14 protein-coding genes are annotated in these 17,448 nt (G+C 39.3%); 9 read left to right on the top strand and 5 right to left on the bottom strand.

All coding sequences use genetic code 11. From position 1 onward, the window contains the following. Window positions 1–162: 162 nt before the first annotated feature. Both N6A79_RS10780 and N6A79_RS10775 read left to right on the top strand, forming a co-directional pair. Window positions 163–2,043, top strand: coding sequence for an AsmA family protein (locus N6A79_RS10780; protein WP_268545941.1), 1,881 nt, complete (start codon window positions 163–165; stop codon window positions 2,041–2,043). 394 nt (window positions 2,044–2,437) lie between these two features. Further along, window positions 2,438–3,265, top strand: coding sequence for an aldo/keto reductase (locus tag N6A79_RS10775; RefSeq protein WP_268545940.1), 828 nt, complete (start codon window positions 2,438–2,440; stop codon window positions 3,263–3,265). A gap of 176 nt (window positions 3,266–3,441) precedes the next feature. Here N6A79_RS10775 and N6A79_RS10770 read toward each other — a convergent pair whose 3' ends face one another. Continuing rightward, window positions 3,442–3,582 (bottom strand): hypothetical protein, encoded by a 141-nt coding sequence (locus tag N6A79_RS10770; protein ID WP_268545939.1) that lies wholly within the window; start codon window positions 3,580–3,582, stop codon window positions 3,442–3,444. Window positions 3,583–3,831: 249 nt separating this feature from the next. Here N6A79_RS10770 and N6A79_RS10765 point away from each other — a divergent pair, with 249 nt between their 5' ends. The 7 genes from N6A79_RS10765 to N6A79_RS10735 all read left to right on the top strand — a co-directional run bounded on the left by N6A79_RS10765 (window position 3,832) and on the right by N6A79_RS10735 (window position 13,529). After that, on the top strand, window positions 3,832–4,587 hold the full coding sequence (locus N6A79_RS10765) for a 16S rRNA (uracil(1498)-N(3))-methyltransferase (protein WP_268545938.1): 756 nt from the start codon (window positions 3,832–3,834) through the stop codon (window positions 4,585–4,587). 166 nt (window positions 4,588–4,753) lie between these two features. Beyond that, window positions 4,754–5,128, top strand: coding sequence for a hypothetical protein (locus tag N6A79_RS10760; RefSeq protein WP_268545937.1), 375 nt, complete (start codon window positions 4,754–4,756; stop codon window positions 5,126–5,128). Between the two features lie 199 nt (window positions 5,129–5,327). After that, entirely contained in the window at window positions 5,328–6,287 is a 960-nt protein-coding gene (locus N6A79_RS10755; RefSeq protein WP_268545936.1) for a GlxA family transcriptional regulator, read from the top strand. Window positions 6,288–6,393: 106 nt separating this feature from the next. After that, window positions 6,394–7,008 (top strand): cysteine hydrolase family protein, encoded by a 615-nt coding sequence (locus N6A79_RS10750; RefSeq protein WP_268545935.1) that lies wholly within the window; start codon window positions 6,394–6,396, stop codon window positions 7,006–7,008. Window positions 7,009–7,753: 745 nt separating this feature from the next. Further along, window positions 7,754–8,062: a DUF485 domain-containing protein gene (locus N6A79_RS10745; protein ID WP_182417622.1), complete on the top strand. Its 309-nt coding sequence runs from the start codon at window positions 7,754–7,756 to the stop codon at window positions 8,060–8,062. Then, the gene (locus N6A79_RS10740; protein ID WP_182417621.1) at window positions 8,059–9,777 is read left to right on the top strand and encodes a cation acetate symporter; all 1,719 of its coding nucleotides are present in this window, start codon (window positions 8,059–8,061) and stop codon (window positions 9,775–9,777) included. The genes N6A79_RS10745 and N6A79_RS10740 overlap by 4 nt, the downstream gene beginning before the upstream one ends. 623 nt (window positions 9,778–10,400) lie before the next feature. Further along, window positions 10,401–13,529 carry an autotransporter family protein gene (locus N6A79_RS10735; RefSeq protein WP_268545934.1) on the top strand — a complete coding sequence of 1,043 codons (3,129 nt, stop codon included), beginning with the start codon at window positions 10,401–10,403 and terminating at the stop codon, window positions 13,527–13,529. Window positions 13,530–13,656: 127 nt separating this feature from the next. Here N6A79_RS10735 and N6A79_RS10730 read toward each other — a convergent pair whose 3' ends face one another. The 4 genes from N6A79_RS10730 to N6A79_RS10715 all read right to left on the bottom strand — a co-directional run bounded on the left by N6A79_RS10730 (window position 13,657) and on the right by N6A79_RS10715 (window position 17,443). Then, complete coding sequence (locus N6A79_RS10730; protein WP_268545933.1) at window positions 13,657–14,931, bottom strand: FAD-dependent oxidoreductase; 1,275 nt, start codon at window positions 14,929–14,931, stop codon at window positions 13,657–13,659. Between the two features lie 211 nt (window positions 14,932–15,142). Then, window positions 15,143–15,409, bottom strand: a complete 267-nt coding sequence (rpsT, locus tag N6A79_RS10725; protein ID WP_268545932.1) for a 30S ribosomal protein S20 — start codon at window positions 15,407–15,409, stop codon at window positions 15,143–15,145. 252 nt (window positions 15,410–15,661) lie between these two features. Beyond that, on the bottom strand, window positions 15,662–16,585 hold the full coding sequence (locus tag N6A79_RS10720) for a DMT family transporter (RefSeq protein ID WP_268545931.1): 924 nt from the start codon (window positions 16,583–16,585) through the stop codon (window positions 15,662–15,664). A 165-nt stretch (window positions 16,586–16,750) separates the two neighbouring features. After that, complete coding sequence (locus N6A79_RS10715; protein WP_268545930.1) at window positions 16,751–17,443, bottom strand: pyrimidine 5'-nucleotidase; 693 nt, start codon at window positions 17,441–17,443, stop codon at window positions 16,751–16,753. Between the last annotated feature and the right edge of the window lie 5 nt (window positions 17,444–17,448).

Here is a 17,448-nt window from a genome sequence, read left to right as displayed (position 1 = left end):
TAAAAATTAAATTTATTCTTGCGCAGCTAAGGATTTTTATTCTTCTTTAATTACAAATGTTTTATTGTGTGTTTTATTGTGATGAATAAAATTATAATGAAATGCACAGCGGATTCGCACAATTGAGTGAATGCCGCTTATGCTGTGACAGGACCATTTTACATGAGCATTCGCCGGATATTCAAATATCTGTTTTTTACAGTGGCTATTTTGGCGGTGCTGATTATGGGGGCAATCATTGCAATTCCTTATCTTATATCAACGGACGCAATACGCATACGCCTAGCACAGGACTTAAGTACTTGGACGGGCTATAATGTTCAATTGCGTGAGCCACCGAAAATTTCATTTTTCCCCAAATTGCAAGCCGCCCTACAAGGCGTTAGCTTAAGTGATGCCAGTGATGATATCCGGCCGCTTATGGAGGCAGAATGTATAGAAGTTGATTTGTCATTATTTGATGCTTTGCAAGGCAAGGTCAGTTTTTCTGAAACCCGTATTATCCGTCCGCATTTTGCGGTTGACGAACCGGTCAAAACTGTTGCTGGTTTTTTTGCTTCATTGGCTCGCTCCGATGGTAGTCTTGGTAATGCTATTCGCCAAGCGCGTGAAATTGTTGCGCAAAATCCAAATAATGCTGATTTGTCTAGTTTGCTTACTCAGCCTTTTGGCCGTATTTTTATCCAAGATGGCACATTATCCTATCCCATCGACAATTACAGTGCCGACAAAAAGCCGAGCGAAGAAGCGCGAGGCGAAATTAAAGAAATCAATGCAACGGTTACATGGCCAACCTCCACCTCTGCGGCATCGGTTAAAGCCAATGGTCGCTGGAATGGCGCTTATACAGAAGTGACTTTGCGTGCTGATCAAGCATTAATGCTAATGGCCAGTGGTAAGAGCACGGTGCGAATATCGGTTAATTCTAATCGTGGTGGTGTGACTTATACGGGGGATGCCCAATTTGCGCAACGTTTTGCTTTAAGCGGTAAAGTTGCTGCGCGACTACCTGCCTTGAATGTTACGATGGATTGGCTTGGGCAGGCAAAAAGTTTTGGTGCAGCTATTCAATCGCCAGTTGTTTGGGAATCAAACCTTAATGCAACGCCTGAAAAACTTGAATTGAATGATATAAATCTGACCCTTGGCAATGATAAGGCACGCGGCGCTTTAGAAACAGTATTTATTGGTGATTTGCCGTCAACTTCTGGATCTTTGGCATTTCAATCACTTGATTTTACCCAGATTGTACCCGCCTTTATGTCTGCTGGTGATGTTATTCCGGATTTGTCATTTCTTAATCGCTTTTCACTTGATTTACGGGTTTCAGCACCTCAGGGGCAAATTGGATCTATTGCCCTAACCAATTTTGCAGCATCAACCCAATTGCGTAATGGTAGGTTAAGCTTTGACATTGGCAATGTTAACGTTTTTGATGGTACGCTACAAAGCAATATTATCATTGGTCTACTTGGTAATGTCACCCAATTGGAAACGCGTCTTTCAACCACTAATGTTAGTTTGGAACAATTACAACTAGCCATTGGCTCGGAAGCAAAATTAAAATGCCCAATCAATTTAACTATGAATGCGACCTCTGATTTTACCCATTGGTCCAAGGCATTCTTAAATGCCAAAGGCGCATTTGATATGAATTGCAATAATGGTTCAATTGTTGGGTTTAGTTTTTCGCGGTTTTTAGATGGGGTAATGAGCGAAACGAGCCTTCCCTTTTGGAACGGCAATGAGGAGATGTTAAACTTTCTCCGACTTATTGCTAAGGGAAGCATTGAAAATGGTGCTATCAACACGGATATTGCCGGTTTGGCTTTTGATAATCATTTAATTGAATTTTCGGGGCATGCTTCATTGCAAAATGGTAATGTTGAGTTTACTGGCGTTATTGATCGTCCAAGGCGGGTTAATGGACATTGCATTGACGTTGAATGTGTTCAGCTGAGCTTAAAACCTTTGCAACGGTTTGAAGTTAATGGCGCATGGAACTTACTGCAAGTTAAAAAACTGGTAATGGATAGTGAATAGACTAATGTAGTCGAATAGTACATTGATATTAAATGACCAATTCAAGATACAAATGTCTATTATAATTAATAAATAAAGCTATAAGCATCATAATGCTTAAAAGTTTATACTTGCTTGACAATTTTGATTTCTGGTTTTTATATTAATATTTTTGTAATTTGGTTTGCAGGTTTTAAATTAAAATCATAACAATCTCTAACTACATGGCTCTAAGTTTGTGTTTTAAATGATATAGGCTCAAGCTTATCTACCTATCCAATTATTGCTTTAAATTAACAGGTCTTGCCCCTAGTCATTAACAATGGCTGTTTAGTTGAAATCCACATAATAAATTATAATTAACTTATGGCAATCCAAATAAAATCTATTTTTAAAATTGTAAAAGGGATTTAAAATGCCAGTACCCAATATTCGTTTAAATGACCAGAATTCTATCCCGCAGCTAGGGTTCGGTGTCTGGAAGATTGATGACAAGGACACAGATCAAGCGGTGATAAGCGCAATTAACGCAGGTTATCGCCATATTGATACAGCAAAAATATACCATAATGAAGAAGGTGTTGGGCGCGGCATAAGCAATAGCGGTGTAAGTCGTGGCGATGTTTTTATTGCGACCAAAATTTGGAATGATGCACAGGGTTATGATGCTACGCTGCGGACCTTTGATGAAAGCTTGCAACGCCTCAACATGGATTATATCGACCTTTACCTTATCCATTGGCCAATGCCATCAAAAGATCTATTTGTTGATACGTGGAAAGCGCTCATTCAATTGAAAAAGGAAAAACGCGTTAAATCCATCGGTGTTTGTAATTTTAGAATTAGCGATCTTGAGCGGTTAATCCAAGATACCGGCGTTGTGCCATCGGTTAATCAGATAGAATTGCACCCTGAATTTCAGCAAAATGAATTGCGGATATTTCATGAAAAAAACAATATTGTTACAGAAGCTTGGGCACCTTTGGCGCGTGGAAGCCTTTTAGATAATCCAATTCTTATTGACATTGCCAAAAATCATAACCGCACTGTTGCACAAGTTATTTTACGTTGGCATATTGAAATTGGTAATGTCATCATACCAAAATCTATATCACCGCAGCGTATGGCGGAGAATTTCAATATTTTTGATTTTAGTTTAACCAAAGGCGATCATGAAAGAATTGTTAGCCTTGATAGAGCTGATGGTCGCACTGGACCAGATCCTGATACATTTGTTGGATAATATTTGCTCATAGAAAATGAATATATTCTATTCTGTAGCAACATAAGATGGTGAAAAATTACTAATAATTAAGGTGTTGGGCAATATATCCAATGCCTTAATTTTGAATTTTAATCTATATGGAGCATGTAGAATTTAATATATTTTATCGGCTATAATAAAAAGTAAATTAGCATTTATTGTTCTGAAATTGAAACGCCATAACCATCAAAGGCTGTATCATTTGAGCTTGAGCTATTTGCGCTAATGATAGTTGAAATAATAATCATTGTGAACAGCATTGCGACTGTAACAAAAGCTGCCTTACTAACGGTCATAGCGAAATTCCCTTGTTTTAAAATGGTATGATTTAAAGATTTGAATGGTCAAAATCGGTTGGTCATTACATGTTGTTTCTTTAGCGTGAAGTTTTGCTGGCGACAATCATTAGTCATTAAAATTCTTACCTAAATGCTAACGAAATATTGGTTTTCAAGCTGCTGTGTCCTTACTGCAACGCTTCCCTTGTTGTTGACATGATATAAGCTTGCTTGACCTTGAAAACAGCAAGGTATATTTACTAAAAAATGCGCGCAAATTATAAAATGCAACGGCTTTTTGTCGATCAAACTTTTTTAAATGATTCCTTATCGGCTACGGGTGTGAAGCTTGCTTTGGCCAAGGAACAAACCCATTATCTTATCCATGTTTTAAGGATGGTTTTGGGAGATGAGGTTTTGGTTTTTAACGGCCGTGATGGTGAATGGCGAGCCAAAATTATTGATATTTCGAAAAAAGCGCTTGTGCTTGAATTGCAAACACTTGAAAGACAGCAGCCAAAGCCAATTGATCTTACTTATTATTTTGCGCCGTTAAAGCATGCGCGCCTTGATTATATGATGCAAAAGGCTGTTGAAATGGGCGCAAGCAGCCTTCAGCCAGTTTTAACCCAGCATACTCAGGTCAATCGGTTGAATATTGAGCGTATGCAAGCCAATATTATCGAAGCTGCCGAGCAATGCGGCATTCTTGCTGTACCGTCTTGTTTAGAACCTATAAGTTTAGATCGGCTTTTAGCCAATTGGGATGAAAAACGACATTTGATTTTTTGTGATGAGGCTGCAGAAGGCGATAATCCCTTGCCAATATTACAAAAATTATCGCGCGGGCCGTTAGGGGTTATTATTGGTCCTGAAGGTGGATTTAGTGATAGTGAGAGAAAATTAATCCGTAGCTGCTCTTTTGCCCACGCCATCCCCCTTGGACCACGTGTTTTAAGAGCTGATACAGCAGCTGTCGCTGCCCTTGCGTTAATTGGCGCTACGCTTGGTGACTGGCTATAATAACATGAATTATGTATTTGTGAGCTCAAGTTTTTACAAGATAGTCATAAACAACTATAAAGGCATAAAATTGTTATTTTGATATCTTGCGGCAATAGATGCTGTATTGCAATTATAACGGATTGATAAAAAACATGAAAATAGACTATCATGAATTGCTGTGAGTTTGAGTGCTTTTTTAGATAAAATTAATTATGGCTATGATGGAGTTCTATATGAGGTTCATTTTACCAATGATTTACGCGATATAAAATTGACCACATTTGTAAAAGATGAAATTGGTAATAGGATCGTCCTTGATATTTTTCTAAGCGATATAAAAGAGTGCAAGCTGTCGCAAGTAAATGGCAATAATTTCTCATGGCTAACCGATGGAATTAAATATAAAGAAATGGGTGGACTTCATTGTTTGACGATTACGGTTAATGATGAGGTCGATGAAATTGAAATAATTGATATTTTTAAGAATACAGAAGTTTATTTTATTGCTGGTAATCTTAAATATCAAGTTACACCTTATGATGAAAAATGTGGCCATTAATCTTTAAATCTAAAAAATGAAAATTTTGCTCTAGAAAAGTTCGATAATAAAAAACGCTCATAGGCCAATGTAAGTGTGATTATTGATAATTATCGGGTTCAATTTTTTTAAACAGCATGAAAATAATATTAGTGCCAAGGTTAGATATGTTCGGTTAAGAAAATAATCTAATTACGCCATAACGACATGAAAAATTATTATGACCCATAAAATAGCGGTAATTGCCTATGAGGGTATTAGTGCATTTCATCTTTCTGTGCCATGTACAGTGTTTGGTGATGACTTGTTCAAGGCTGAAAATACGAGCTATGAGGTAAAGGTTTGTGCTGAAAAAGCAGGAAGGCTTAGTACACTTTCTGATTTTGATATTTATGTAGAGCATAATTTTGAAATGATTGAAGAGGCTGATACGGTGATCATTCCCGCTTGGATTGATGCAACTACAATTCCGTCTCCTGGTCTTATTACTGCTTTACAAAAAGCATTCAAAGATGGAAAACGTCTTATAGGGCTTTGTCTTGGTACATTTGTATTAGCAGAGGCAGGATTATTAAATGGACGTGAGGTGTCAACCCATTGGGCTTGGGCCGATGATTTTACCAATCGCTACCCGAACGTTATATTAAAAACAAAAGCTTTATACATTGACCATAATAATATTATCACCTCGGCAGGAACCGCGGCAGCCATAGATTGTTGCTTGCATATTATCCGTCAAGACCATGGTGCCGATATAGCGAACCGATTAGCGCGAAAATTAGTTGTCTCGCCACATCGCTCCGGTGACCAATCGCAATATATTGACCGCCCCATAGCAACCATTGCGCAAAGAGATAGATTGAGTGAGGCTTTGGAGTGGGCCCTTAGCTGTCTTGACCAACCACTTAATCTTAAAGTCGTTGCTGAGCATGCTTTTATGAGCGTCAGAAGCTTTACCAGACATTTTAATAAAAAAACCGGAATAAGTTTTAATCGTTGGCTTTTGATGCAGAGACTTTATAGGGCGCAAAACCTCTTAGAAACAAGCAAAGCCTCACTTGAGGATATTGCACAGCAATGTGGTTTTTCGTCATCCGTTACTTTTCGCCAACATTTTTCCCGCGTTTTTTCTATTCCGCCGGGAGTTTATCGTAGTCAATTTAAAAAGCATTTACCTTAATGAGACTGTAACTTGGCTTAATTTCATCATATGTTGTCTTTTATGATAGTAGCGAAGTTCTATATTCATATTCATTAATTGTCCTTGTTTAAAACAGGAGAAAATTATGAAACATCCGACACTTCGCACAATAGGCGGTGCGTCTATTATTCAAAATCTGCAATCAAAACAAACAGCATTACTTGTTATTGATTTTCAAAATGAATATTTTGATGGCTTATTGCCAATTCCCGATGCTATGACGGCCTTAAAAAATGCAAAGAATTTGATCGAATACGCCGATGAAAATGCAATCGCCGTATTCCATGTGCAGCATATAGCACCACAAGGAAGTGCAACATTTGCGCAAGATAGCGCAATGTCTGCATTTCATAGCGATATTTTGCCCGCACCCCATCATAAGATAGTACAAAAAAACATGCCAAGTGTTTTTGCGTCAAGCGATATTGATATGCAGCTTAAAGCATCTAGTATAAATACATTGATCATTTGTGGTTTAATGACCCATATGTGTGTGAGTGCTGCTGCGCGCGAGGCTATCCCTTTGGGGTACAATATTGTCGTGGCTGAAGATGCATGCGCTACGCGCTCTATTGATTTTAATAATGAGGATACAATCGATTATACCACTTTGCATAAAGCATCATTGGTCACACTGAATGATGCTTTTGGCGATGTTATGACGGTCAATCAGATAATAAACTTGGAATGCAAATCTTGACGCAAGTTATTCATTATCGTTAGCGACTTTTACCTATTTTCAAGGTCATTTCCATTAGCAAAGCAAATCATGGTTGATTAAGTAAAACCAAATTTTGGTCAGCCATGGTTCGCTTCGATCATGTATTTCATTAAAGAGGTGAATTTGCCACCATTTGTTGCGCTGTAACCTTAGACAAACGTAAGCGAACTGATAGAGGTTAAATCACTTCTATCACGATATTGAGGTATATTATTGGCGCTTTTACAAAAGTCAGTCATCGGCTAATTTTAAATAATTTAGAACTTTTCAAAAGGTTTTAAATAATTTTAGCGCATAAAAACAATATATTATTGTTGGTCTTAGACTGATGGATTTTTTTTCACGAAAACGTGATTGGTAATTTTTATGATTATTACCCCCAATGGAACTTGGAGGAATATTATTTTTTTAGTTTATAAAGATTCTATTTTCAAAAACGTTAAACAGTTGAGGAGCTGTATATATTTGAAAAGAATTTGTGAGCTAGTATAGACAAGTAGTCGTGGAGGACTAATTTACATCTAGTTATTATCTAACTAAAAAGTTTAGCTCCAATTTGGAGGAATTTGAGCTTTTCATAAAATGACAGGTGCTTCTTATTAAAATAATTGATGGCTTAGATAGTTGTTAATCATTTCAATTAAGTAGCATTTGACAATATGTATAAGGCCTTTTTGGTCATTTTACATCTAATCTTAAGTCCACAGGGAAGGAGGAACCCATTATGGATGAACAGATGGTAGCCCGCATTGAGGCAAATCCCGATTACATCGAATTGAAAAAAAAGCGCAACATTCTTGGTTGGTCGCTTACTTTTGTTGTACTGATTGTTTATTATGGTTGGATTTTCGTTATTGCATTTAACCCCCAATTTCTCGCGACAAAACTTGGCGCCGGTGTAACAACCATTGCAATCCCAATAGGTATTGGTGTGATTGTATTGATGGTTGCACTAACCGCATTTTATGTCGTGCGTGCCAATAAGATTTATGATGATTTGATTAGTCGTCTTGAAAAAGAGGTGGGCAAATGAAATCGATTAAAAATTATAACTTATTGTTTTTATCTGCCATTTTTGCTTTTATCTTTCAGTCAAATGCTTTTGCAGATGCAATTAGTGGTGAAATGGCAAAACAGCCATTAAATCTAACAGCTATCGGCATGTTTGCCCTTTTTGTATTGTTTACGTTAGGAATTACCGCATGGGCCGCTATGCGCACAAAGTCGCGAGCCGATTTTTATACCGCTGGTGGTGGTATTTCAGGCTTTAAAAACGGGCTTGCTATTGCTGGTGACTATATGTCTGCAGCCTCTTTCCTTGGTATTTCGGCTATGGTGATGAACCAGGGCTATGATGGGCTTATTTATGCGGTTGGCTTTCTCGTTGGTTGGCCAATTGTGATGTTCCTTCTCGCCGAGCGCATGCGAAATCTTGGTCGTTTCAATTTCGCTGATGTGTCTGGATTTCGCTTTGACACCAAGCCTATCCGCATTTTTTCTGCCTGTGGTACGTTGATTGTGGTGGCATTTTATCTTATTGCGCAAATGGTTGGGGCAGGGCAGCTTATTAAGTTGCTTTTTGGTATCAATTATATTTGGGCAGTGCTTATCGTTGGTGTGCTGATGATCACCTATGTGTTATTTGGTGGTATGAAAGCAACAACATGGGTGCAAATTATTAAAGCATGCCTTTTGCTGTTTGGTGTCACCTTTATGGCATTTATGGTATTGCTGCACTTTAATTTCAATTTCAACAGCTTCTTCCAAGCAGCCGTTGATGTTAAAACCCAAATGGCGCTTGCTGATGGTAAAACACCAGAGGAAGCTGCGGCGGCAGGCTTAAGAATTATGGCGCCTGGTGGCTATGATGCAATCTCAGCCATTTCGCTTGGCATGGCGCTTATGTTTGGTACTGCCGGTTTGCCACATGTTTTGATGCGTTTTTTTACCGTGCCAAATGCACGTGAAGCACGTAAATCCGTGTTATGGGCAACCGTCTGGAGTGGCTATTTCTACATTGTTATCTTCATTATTGGCTTTGGTGCTATTGCTCTTGTATTATCCAATCCCGAACTTGCCGCGCCGTTAACCTCTGGTGCGGGTGCATCCAACATGGCGGCGGTTATGGTTGGTAAGGCTGTTGGCGGCAATATGTTCTATGGCTTTATTTCAGCAGTTGCTTTTGCTACTATTTTGGCTGTGGTTGCAGGTCTAACATTGTCTGGTGCAACCGCTATTTCTCATGATATTTTCAACATGATATCGAGAAAAGGTATGGCAACAAATGATGAAGAATTGCGCGTGTCACGTATTGCTACAATTTGCATTGGCATTGTTGCAGTGCTTCTTGGTATTGCTTTTGAGCAGCAAAATGTTGCCTTCATGGTTGGGCTTGCTTTTGCTATTGCGGCATCTGCTAACTTTCCAGTATTACTACTTTCCATCCTGTGGAAGGGGTGTACAACGCGCGGTGCGGTAATTGGTGGCTTCATTGGTCTTGCTCTTTCTGTTGGTCTAACGATTGTTTCGCCGGCTGTTTGGGTCAATACGCTGCATCTTTCAAAAGAATCTGTGTTGTTTCCTTTTGCGTCGCCAGCAATTATTTCTATTCCAATTGCATTCTTTAGTGTGTGGTTCTTCTCTATAATTGATAAGAGTGCCCGTGCGAAAATTGATAAGGCAGGTTTTAGAGCTCAAGAAATTCGCTCAGAAACGGGTTTTGGTGCTTCGAAAGCATCAGATCACTAGTAGAATTTCCAAAATTGGATTTTGTGATCTCGTTTTAAATATATTGTAAGTATAACGCGTTTTAAGTTTAGCCCCTGATGAAAAGTGAAGAAACACTTTTGGTCAGGGGCTAATTGTTAAAAATTATCGTTATAATATACGTATTAAACTTGCGGAAAGTCATTCCTAAATTCGTATAATAGTCTTAAATTTTTATCAAAATCCAAATCAGATATTATTTAAGTGCCGTTTTATTCAATATAGAACATGTTATTATGATTTTTTCAGTATAAAAATATTTTTACTCTTATATTTGCCGATTAGCATCGTTAATTGCATCTTTGTAAAATAACTTAATGCATATTTAAAGCTTGAGATTAATGTATTTTAGAATTTCATTATATAATGTTTTGATGTTATTATGATATAATTGCAACAATTGGTAATTTTTTTATAGTTAATTTTTTCTAAAATTATTTATTGTAAAAAATATATAAATAAAACAATGATTTGTGTTGATGGTATGAATTATATCTTGTTGGTGAATGGTTTTGAAGGCGTGGGGTGTAATTAAATATATATTTCACTTATATTTTATATTATATATTAAATAAATATATTTATTATAATATCTGTGAGTTTGTATGAAAAAGTTTTTATTAGCTAGTACGGTATTAACTGGAGCCTTTTTGTTCGCTACAAATGTGCAAGCGGCAGAATGTTTAACAGCCGCTAATGGTACTTTCGCAATTGGCACAAATGGCGCTCCCAATCAAAACAGCTGTTCAATTAGTTCGGTTAATTCAACTATCGGAAATGATAGTATTTGGGCAGGTGGTTTTGGTGTGTATAGTGGTCGCACAAGCAACACCATGACTATTGAAAATGATTTTTCTACCACTGTTAAAGGTAGCGCCGGCATCATAGTTTATGGTGGTGGTGGCACTACTGCAACTCAATCGGTTTTTGATGCAACGGGTAAAACAATCAATTTAACCCTTGAAAATCTGACTGCAAACCCGCAGACTGGTGCAGGGGACAGAATTGCAAAGGTTGGCCTTGGCGTGTCTCATGGTGGAATGGCAACCATAGGCACTCTTAATCTTAGCATGCTTAATTTACCCTCTGGTTATGGTGGCAGTTGGGGATTAGGTGACCGTTATGAGCATTATGGTGTATTGGCTGGCTCTACAGTTAATGCGGGTGAGCCAGCAGCTTTTAATGGGATGCAATCAAAGGCGGTTTTTGACAATTTAAATATTACCATGCAGTCTGAGCAAGGTGGTTGGCTTTTCACTCGTTATCCATTATTGGCAGGCATTCGTGTTATTCAAGGTGCTGGCCAAAGTTCGGGTAACGGTGCTGCAGGTTATGTTGAAGTTAAGAATGATTTGAATATTAATCTTACAGCCCAAGGCAATGATGCTATTGGCATTTATGTGTCTGGTACGGAAAAAGATGGTGTCCGACCAGAAGTGCGTATTCATAATAGTAATATTACAATTACGAGTACATCCACTCGCGCCAATGCGCTACGCATTGGTAAAGAGTTAACTGTGGCAGGTACTGGCGAAGGACTTATTACTTCCACCGGCAATATGGTTCTTGATACATTAAATGCACCTAATTCTTCGGCCATTGCCGTTGTTTGGCAAGGTGGCGCTTTGAATGCGGATGCTGATACAGCATCAACCACAATTAAAGCTGGCGGGCAAGCAATTACCGTTAGCGCAAGTACAGACATTGCAAGTGTACAAAGTCAAACGAGTTTCAACAATTTGGTTGCAACGACAAGCTCTGCAACTGCTAATTTGATTGACGTCATGGGCAGCAATGTTGATTATTTGCTAAGTGTTCGCGGTGCAAACAGCAATCTTACTGCTGCGGATGAAGGTTATATTTTAAATATGACTGGTGGTAGCGTAACCCAGCCAAGCACCACTGTTTTTAATTTTGCTGACGGTAAAATGACCGGCCTTGTTAATAAGGGTGAAAATGCAACGCTAGATCTTAATGTTTCAAATAATGCACAATGGATACTTGCCGCCAAAAACGGTGCTACACCATCCACAACTGCAACATTTGACCAGTTAAATCTTACAAATGGCGCTCAAATTATTGCATATGGTGCATCTGATGGTAGTGCAAATTTCACCTTGCAAGGAAATGTGCTAAGTGACGCTGGTATTTTAAATCTAAACAGTGGCGTTGCTGGCGATAGTTTAACGATTAAGGGCAATTATACCGGTCGCAATAATGCGCTTTTATCAATAGATACTTTTCTTGGTGAAAGTGGCGCTTTATCTGACCGCCTTGTGATTGATGGTGGCCAAGTCGATGGCAATACTCTGGTTCGCGTGAATAATGTTGATGCAACCAATGCAGGAGGCAATACCGAGCCTGGTCAGGGCATTAAAATTGTTCGTGCCATAAATGGCGGTACAACCACCGATGATGCTTTTGCATTGGATGCAACGGCATCCAATGCCTATACATTGCAAGGACAAACCATGGTTGGTGCTGGTGCCTATGCCTATGGTTTATTCAAAGGTGCTCAATCATCTACGGTAACAGAAGATGAATATGGTGAAACAGAACTTCAAAATGACTGGTACTTGCGTTCGCAATTAAAGCCAGTTGAACCTCCTGTCGAGCCGCCAGTTAAGCCTCCCGTGAAACCGGAAGAGCCACCAGTACAACCACCTGTAAAGCCTCCCGTAAAACCGGAAGAGCCACCTGTAAAGCCTCCAGTAGATCCAGTAGAACCTCCAATTTTACCGGCCCCACCCGTTTTTCAAGCTGGCGTTCCCACCTACGAGGCTTATCCACAAGCACTGCTTAATTTAAACAGCTTACCAACGTTACAACAGCGTGTTGGCAATCGCATTTGGATTGGTGTTAGTGCTGGCTCAGCTGTTGAAATAAATGTCGAAAATACTGGGCTTTGGTCTCGTGTGGTTGGCAATCACAGCCATTTTGAATCCCAAAAATCAACCTCAGGAGTGGATTTTAATCAAAATACTTTTAAAGCGCAAATCGGTATCGATGGAAAACTGTATTCAAATGACCATGGTAGTTTAATTAGCGGTATCAATGGATTTTATACTACTGGTAAAACCAAGACCAAATCATTTTATGGCGATGGTGAAATCACCACTGATGGTTATGGTTTGGGCGGAACTCTCACTTGGTATGGCAATGATGGTTTCTATGTCGATGGCCAAGCACAGGTCACCCTATATAACAGTGATCTAAAATCCAATTTAGCCAATCGCAACTTAGTAAGTAGCAATGACGGCTTTGGATATGCTTTATCGGCTGAGGCAGGTAAGCGCTTTAAACTTGATGAAAAATGGTCTATTACCCCGCAAACACAGCTTGTTTATTCTAATATTGATTTTGATAGTTTTCACGATATCTTCAATGCAGATGTAAGTTTAAAGCGTGGCGATAGTTTAGAGGCGCGTTTGGGCTTTGCTGTTGACTACGAAACCAGTTGGAAAAATGATCAGGGCTCATTAAATCGCACTCATATTTATGGAATTGGCAACCTTTATTATGCTTTACGTAGCGGCACCAGTGTCGATGTTTCCGGAGTTGACATTTCAAATCAACAACAACGCTTATGGGGCAGTGTGGGAGCTGGTGGTTCATATAATTGGAATGATGATAATTATTCAATTTATGGCGAAGCCCTCGTCAAGACTAGCCTCAGCGGTTTTGGCGATAGTTATGGAGTAAGTGGCCGTATTGGTTTTAGAAAAAAATGGTAGCAAATTGCCTCATTAAAACTGCTTAATTGAGCGCTTTTAGGTTGGTAGATATTTAGCTGAAATAAAAAAGGCCGATACAAATTTGTATCGGCCTTTTTTTATAAGGATTTTGATATTTATATCGCGCTTAAAATTTGATTTTCTCTGATCTAAATCCCATGCCAACGATACGGCCAGCAAAATGCGCAAGCGGTGGCCATTTTGCAATATAGCGCATGAAGCTTGGTGGTGCTTTTTTCTTTTCTGGATCAAGATTGCGCTTTTGGCTACTTTTTTGCATCATGAGTTGCAATCTTTGCGTGGCTTTGGTGGGGAATGAACGGCGTTTTTGTACCTTTGCCAAATCCTTTGTGCTAACATTTTTATTCCGCAATGGCGCATTTAATATATTGGTTGCGGCAACAGCATCTTGTATAGCAAGATTAACACCAACGCCGCCAATCGGTGACATGGCATGGGCAGCGTCACCAATGAAAAGAAGCCCCGGCTGCCACCACTGCTTAAGGCGGTTAATGCGGATGGATAAAAGATGGACAGCATCCCATGAGGTAATTTCATCCATGCGGCTTGCGGGCAGCGGGGAAAAGCGTGCAACTTCCTCGCGAAAATTTTCTAAGCCCTTGGCTTTTAGCTCTTCAAAGCTACCCTTAGGGATAACAAAGCCACATTGCCAATAATCGCCCCGATCAATAAGAATAAAACCCTGCCTTGGGCCGCCATGACCCATTGTATAGGGTGGATCTTCCTTTTGGTGCGATAGCTTCATCCATAAAACATTGCTAGCCACGCCAAACTCTTCCAAATCAAGACTAGATTGTTGCCTTAAGATTGAATTGCGTCCATCAGCGGCAATGGTTAAGGGCGCTTCAACATGAATATCGCCTTGCGAGGTTGTTGCCTCAACACCAACGACCTTATCATGCTCGTATAAAAGTTTGTGGCTTTGGCAATCCATGATAATCGAAAAATTATCAAACTGTTTGGCTTTGTCGCATAGGAAATTTAAAAATTCCCATTGCGGCATAAAGGCGATAAATTTGCATTTGGTGGATAGTTTGGAAAAATCGGCAATGGTGATATCTTTGCCATTAATTTCAGCATTTAATTTTTCGGCTCTTGTGTGGGAAATTTTTAAAAACTCGTCCAAAAATCCCAACTGGTCAATGAGATCAAGGGTTGAGGGGTGAATGGTATCGCCGCGAAAATCGCGCAAAAAATCACTATGCTTTTCAAGCAAAACGACTTGCCGTCCTTGCCGCGCCAGCAGATAAGCAGCCATTAGGCCGGCAGGGCCTGCACCAACCACAATAACCTCAGCTTTGATTATCTGCTGTGAAATATTGGCTTGATTTTGATTGAGGGACGGAGCAATTGCTTGGGTTGTTTGATCGATAGAGGACATGATAGCATTCCTTGATGTGATCTCACCAATCTAATTCAAAATACACCAAAAGCCAACAATTATGAGTAAATAAGTCATATTTCTTTTAAGGTTCTATCGCATATGTTGCTAATGCTTCCAAGCGTTGTTATTTAAATTTTTAGCAGCCATTAAAATAAAAACCCCCGAAGAAAATCTTCGAGGGTTTTAAAAACTAGTAAAGTCTTAAAACTTAAGCGGTGAGGCTTTTCAAGCGCTGTGCAAGACGAGAAACCTTGCGAGCTGCTGTATTTTTTTGGATAACGCCCTTAGTTACAGCGCGCATGATTTCAGGTTCAACAGTTTTGAAAGCAACTTGTGCTTCTTCTTTGTTGCCAGCAACAATAGCATCTTCAAACTTACGGATGAAAGTGCGAACGCGTGAACGACGTGATTTATTGACCTCTGTGCGAGCTGCAATTTTGCGCACCGCTTTTTTGGCCGAAGCTGTATTAGCCATTTATCTCTCTCTTTTCTCGATAACGACCATCAAAAATAATGGCACGAAAATTAAATAACGGCACTTCGACCGTATAACTTTCCGCGCTTATACTGGATTAAGGGGCAAAGGTCAATGAGATTTTCCAACGCGCAGAAGCAAAAAACGGCGATTTACTCATGTTTTCAAAAGAAATTAATGTAAATTTACCAATATTTTAAAAATCGCAATCTCCTATGCCGACTCACGATTCTTGTTACTTTGCATTGGGCTTTAACTATTGGATGAGTTGTCTTTTGATTTATCATCGCTAGGCGCCGATAGTTTATTGCGCAATGATGTTGGTAATAATTGTGATATGAGAATACCAGCAATAATTAACGCTGCACCAAGTAGCGCAAAGGGCCCAAAACGCTCCCCGGCCATCCGTCCAAAAAGACCAGCCCATATTGGCTCACCTGCATAAATAATGGTAGCTTTGGTTGGGGATACTGATTTTTGCGCCCAGTTCATTGCTAATTGGATAAGCGCTGTCATTGTGCCAAGTGCAACTGCTGCCCAAAACCAGATTGGCGAAAATTGAGGGATAGGTTCACCAAGGATTGGCATGGTAATAAAAGCGGCGATCGATGCCACAATTAGTTGCACTAAAGTGAGGCGGCGGCTATCAACTTCAGGTGCAAATTTGCCGATAAGAATAATTTCAATCGCGATAAAGAAAGCCGCAATGATGGTGATAATTTCACCAAAAGAAAAACTAAAACCGATATTTTGCGGATCTTTGATTAAAATAAGGCCAATAAAGCAAAGGGCAGCGCCAATCCAACTACCAAGACTAGGACGGCGTTTTAATACGCCCCATTGCAATAGCGGTACAAATGGCACATAAAGGGCAGTAATAAAGGCTGATTGGCTGCTATTGATGCTTTCGAGCCCCATAGTTTGCAAGCCATAGCCTAAATAAATAGATAGACCGATAGCGGTGCCACCAATAATTTCTTTTTTGCTAAGGCCTTTTAACGCTTTATGAAATACAATTGCGACAATTACGGCAGCAATAAAAAAGCGGAACCCTACAAAGAATAGCGGTCCGCTCTGGTGCACGGCCTGTTTAATAATTAAAAATGTACCACCCCACAGAATGGTTACACCAATGAGAATAAGTTCTTGCGGGCGTAAAAAAGAAAAAGATTTCATTTGTCCATACTTGTTTTGGTGGGCTTGGTATTTTGGTTGGCGCGCTCTCGAAGCAATTTCTTATAATTGCAAAGCGGTTAAAAAAAACAAGCTATTAAAGGGTAGGTTTTAGATTAGTTTGATAGTCAATGATTGTTCAAAATATTGATTTAGACTGCAATGCAGTTACATCAATATTTTTTCTAAAAAAGCACCAAGGTCATTGGTTGCAAAATCAATATGACTTTGGTCGCTATCATCACCTTGTGGTGTATCATGGGTTTGAGCTGCTTGTAGTATAGGTTCTATTAATACTGTTTGCATTTGTAAAGATTTTGGCACTTTCAAATTGCGGGCAAGATCTTCAAACATAACCGCGCGGCTTGGATCTATGGCAAATTTCTTTATAAAAATATCATAGGCCTCTTGCTTGGGCTTTGGAATATATCGAGCCGCCTTAATGTCAAATATGCCATCAAATACGTTTTCAATGCCAAGCCTTGTTAATACACTTATAGCATGATTGTGATCACCATTGGTAAAGATGTATTTTTTGCCCGTAAGCCTTTGCAAATTTTGCCTAAGAATTGGCGCTGGGCTTAGCCAACTATAATCGATATCATGGACTTTATTTAAAAAATCTTCTGGATCAATGTCATAAAGATGCATTAAGCCAGATAGGGTGGTGCCATAATCACGATAAAGGTCTTTTTGTAATTGGCGTGCACTTGTCCTATCCATGTTTAGCAAGTTGCTGACATAGTCAGTCATTTTAATATCCACTTGCGAAAAAAGATGGTCACCTGGTGGATAAAGGGTGTTATCTAGATCAAACACCCAATAATCTATTTTTTCCGTTGGAAAGTTTTGCGCGCCCATAAAAA

The organism is Bartonella sp. HY761, assembly GCF_026743145.1.
GTDB lineage: Bacteria > Pseudomonadota > Alphaproteobacteria > Rhizobiales > Rhizobiaceae > HY038.
This window is presented reverse-complemented; position numbering and strand designations above follow the sequence as displayed.